We start from the raw sequence: 3,309 nt of genomic DNA, 5'->3' as shown, positions 1-3,309 counted from the left end.
CGTGGACAACGGCAGCCGCTAGCGGCTGCCGTTGTCTTCCTGCAGTTCTTTCTTGAACGGGATGTCCGGCGGCGGCCGTGCCACGGCCGGCTGGTCCTGCATGTTGGGGTTGGTCAGGCCACAGCCACCGCCGGCCTGCAGGATCGAAATGACGCAGGAAATCCTCGTATTGGTGCCCGGCAGTGGAATCTCCATCGCCTTGACGCCCTTGCGCACCCATTCGGCCAGCAGCGATTCCTGTGGCACCCAGTACTTGTCGAACGACGTCGGCGTGTAGTCGTACGGCGGACGTTTCAGCCATGTGCCCGATTGCGCGATGCGCTCCTTGCTCCAGCCGTCGTTGGCGCCACCGGGCGCACCTCGCTCGGCGTGGCCGTCGCCGTCCTGGCCCGGCACGCGTACGCTGCCATCGGCATTGAACAGGCCATTGCCCCTGCCGGCGGCACTGGCCTGGCGGGCACCGCCATTGCTGCCGTCGCGGCTGCGGCTGGAAGATCCCCAGTCATCGCCCTTGGCCGGTGTCGCCCAGTTGCCGGGATCGGGGGCCGGGCGCGCTCCTGCGTTTGCCGGTGTGCTGCTGGAGGCTGACGGACGCGTGCTGCTGCTCGTCTGCGCCGCGCGGCCTTGGGCCGCAGCCGCAGGCGTCACGGTGGCACTGCCACTGGAGGATGCCGGTGCCACCGCCGGTGCCGGGGCCACTTCACGCTCCCGCACCTGTACATCACGGCCGGTGGGCGCGCGTACGGCGGGCTCACGCCCGGCCACCGCCGCCATCCGCACCTGCGGATCGGCCACGGCCTGCACTTCACGTTCAAGCACCTGCACGTCCTGCTGTGGCACGCGAACCTGCATTTCTGGGCTGCGCAGCGGTTTGGGCGCGACGGGCGCTTCGACGATGCTGACTTCGCGTTCGCGCACCTGGATATCACGCACCTGAGGTGTGCGCACGGCCAGCTCCGGGGTGCGCACCTGGGCAGGCGCCGGCGGCGCGTGCACCGGCTGCACGCTGCGCTCGCGTACGCTGGGCGTGCTGTCCCGCGGCACGACGCTGACTTCGGTTCGCGGCACGCTGACCGGCGGCACCACGAAATCCGTGCTGGCCTGCGCCACCTCGGTGGCCTGGACCGGCGAAGGCGGCGGCGCGGCAACCGGCGCCGGCTCAGCTTCGGCTGGCGGCGGAGGAACACTGGCGGTCGGCGCGGATGCAGGGGAAGATGCGGCGGCTTCGACAGTCGCCGGGCGCGGGGCAGGAGCTGTGGCGGCACCGGCCTGCTGCCCCGTCGCAACCCGACCTGCCGCAGCGGCCGCAGCGACTTCGGCGCCTGGCTGATCGCCCCCGCCTTCCTGGGTCGCGCGGCCGACGAACTCCACCTGCACGCGCTCGCCCTCGGTGCCCTGTTCGTCTGGCGCAGTGGTGCGGATCACCGCCACCCACAGCAGAAGCATGAAGAACAGCAGGTGCAGCAATGCGCTGATCAGTGCCGAGGTCCAGCGCATCCAGCGCTGGTCACGTGGCGCAGCGTCCCAGTCCTGCCAGAACAGACGGCGCAACGCCTGCCACAGCGACAGCTGCGGCGATTGGCCTGGCCGGGCGGGCAGCGGACGCGGCAGCAATACCGCAATCATTTCGCGGGCGTGCAGCGGTCGCGGCAGCGGCCCCAGCGAGCGCAGCCACAACGCCCAGCCATAAGGCAGGCGCGTGGTCTTCTCAAGGACAGCGCGGGGCTGCTGGCGCGCCAGCAGCAGATCGATGAGTTGCTCGGCCCGGCTCAGAGGCACGCGTCAGCGATCAGGCGACGTTGTCGCGCGGGATGTACGGCGCGTGGCCGCTGTCGTGGTCGGTCGCGTCGCGCACGGCGGTCACGCCCGGCACGCGGCCCATCAGGGTCTTTTCGATGCCCTGCTTGAGCGTCACGTCGGCCATGCCGCAGCCCTGGCAACCACCGCCGAAGCGCAGCAGCACCACGCCGTCGGACGAGACTTCCTGCACGGCCACCTTGCCGCCATGCGAGGCCAGCTGCGGATTGACTTCGTTCTCCACCACCCAGTGCACGCGCTCCACCAGCGAAGCCGCATCACCGGGCGCCTCACCCTTGATGCGCGGCGCCTTGATGGTCAGCTGCTGGGCACCTGCAGCGCCGGCGACGATGTCGATCTCGGCACCGTCGAGCCAGCCAACGCTGCCAGCATCGACATAGAGAGTGAAGCCATCGCAGTCCACCGCCCACTCGTCGCCCAGCAGGTCGGTGGGTTCGGCGAACTCCAGCCGGGCATCGGCGCGCGGAGTACCGGGGTCGACCGCGCTCAGGCGCACGCCCATGCCAGGCACGCCCTCGCGTTCGATCAGCTTGCGGAAATGGGTCTGGGCAGTGTCGGAGATCTGGATCATCAGGCTATTCTAGCCAAGTAAGCGTCAGCCGCTCATTCGGTTTATACACCGTCCGGCGCATTGTTCAGTCAACACGAGGTGGAGATTCCCATGGCCGACCTGATTCCACTGGCCCAGGCCCGTTGCGTGCCACGCAAAGGCAGCGACCACAAGCTCGGCGAAGCCCGGCTGGCCGAACTGCTGCCGCAGGTTCCCGGCTGGGAGCTGAGCGAGGCCGGGCAGGCCCTGACGCGCACCTTCCGCTTCAAGGATTACTACGCCACCATGGCCTTCGTGAACGCGCTGGCCTGGATTGCCCATCACGAGGACCACCATCCGGACCTGGGCGTGCACTACGACCGCGCGGTCGTGCGCTTTTCCACCCACGACGTGGGTGGCCTGAGCGAGAACGACTTCATCTGCGCGGCAAAGACTTCGGCCCTGACGGAGCAACTGCCATGAACGTACGCTTGCTGAGCCTGTCCCTGATCGCTGCGACCGGCCTGGCCGGCTGTGGTTCATCCGAACCGCCGGCACCACCGCCGCCACCGCCGACCGAAGTCGCAGCGGTGAAGACGCCGCCGCCGCAGTACCCGCTTGAACTGGCCTGCATGGGCGTGGGCGGCACCAGTACGTTCAAGGTGACCATCGGCACCGACGGCAAGCCGAGCGAAGTGGCCCTGCTGACTGGCGCCGGCAACCCGCAGCTGGACGAGCTGGCCAAGACTGCCGTGCAGGGCTGGCAGTTCAATGCCGCCACCCGCAACGGCCAGCCGGTGCCGGCCACCATCCAGGTGCCGGTCAGCTTCAACCCGCCGCAGCCGAAGCCGGACCAGTGCTTCGCCATTGAAGAGCGCCTGCGCCGCGGCGGCTGATCGCACGCACCCGACGAGGCCAGCCGGCGCCCGCCTCGCCCTCGCCGCCCCGGCCCTGTCCGGGGC

General features: G+C 69.5%; 4 protein-coding genes. 2 read left to right on the top strand and 2 right to left on the bottom strand.

The window, feature by feature from the left end:
* Positions 1 to 18: 18 nt before the first annotated feature.
* The gene (locus ABGA94_RS14685; RefSeq protein WP_171957287.1) at positions 19 to 1,779 is read right to left on the bottom strand and encodes a hypothetical protein; all 1,761 of its coding nucleotides are present in this window, start codon (positions 1,777 to 1,779) and stop codon (positions 19 to 21) included.
* Between the two features lie 10 nt (positions 1,780 to 1,789).
* Positions 1,790 to 2,389, bottom strand: a complete 600-nt coding sequence (locus ABGA94_RS14680) for an NfuA family Fe-S biogenesis protein (RefSeq protein WP_005417610.1) — start codon at positions 2,387 to 2,389, stop codon at positions 1,790 to 1,792.
* Between the two features lie 90 nt (positions 2,390 to 2,479).
* Here ABGA94_RS14680 and ABGA94_RS14675 point away from each other — a divergent pair, with 90 nt between their 5' ends.
* Together ABGA94_RS14675 and ABGA94_RS14670 are read left to right on the top strand one after the other, a co-directional pair.
* A complete protein-coding gene (locus tag ABGA94_RS14675; protein WP_134956396.1) occupies positions 2,480 to 2,830 on the top strand; it encodes a 4a-hydroxytetrahydrobiopterin dehydratase in 351 nt (116 codons plus the stop codon).
* On the top strand, positions 2,827 to 3,243 hold the full coding sequence (locus ABGA94_RS14670; protein ID WP_053497847.1) for an energy transducer TonB: 417 nt from the start codon (positions 2,827 to 2,829) through the stop codon (positions 3,241 to 3,243). The genes ABGA94_RS14675 and ABGA94_RS14670 overlap by 4 nt, the downstream gene beginning before the upstream one ends.
* The last annotated feature ends 66 nt before the right edge of the window (positions 3,244 to 3,309 follow it).

It is taken from the genome of Stenotrophomonas sp. 3diitr2024 (assembly GCF_042136455.1).
Classification (GTDB): Bacteria; Pseudomonadota; Gammaproteobacteria; order Xanthomonadales; family Xanthomonadaceae; genus Stenotrophomonas; species Stenotrophomonas sepilia.
The sequence above is the reverse complement of the archived record's forward strand: the minus strand, read 5'-3'. Positions and strand labels throughout refer to the sequence as shown.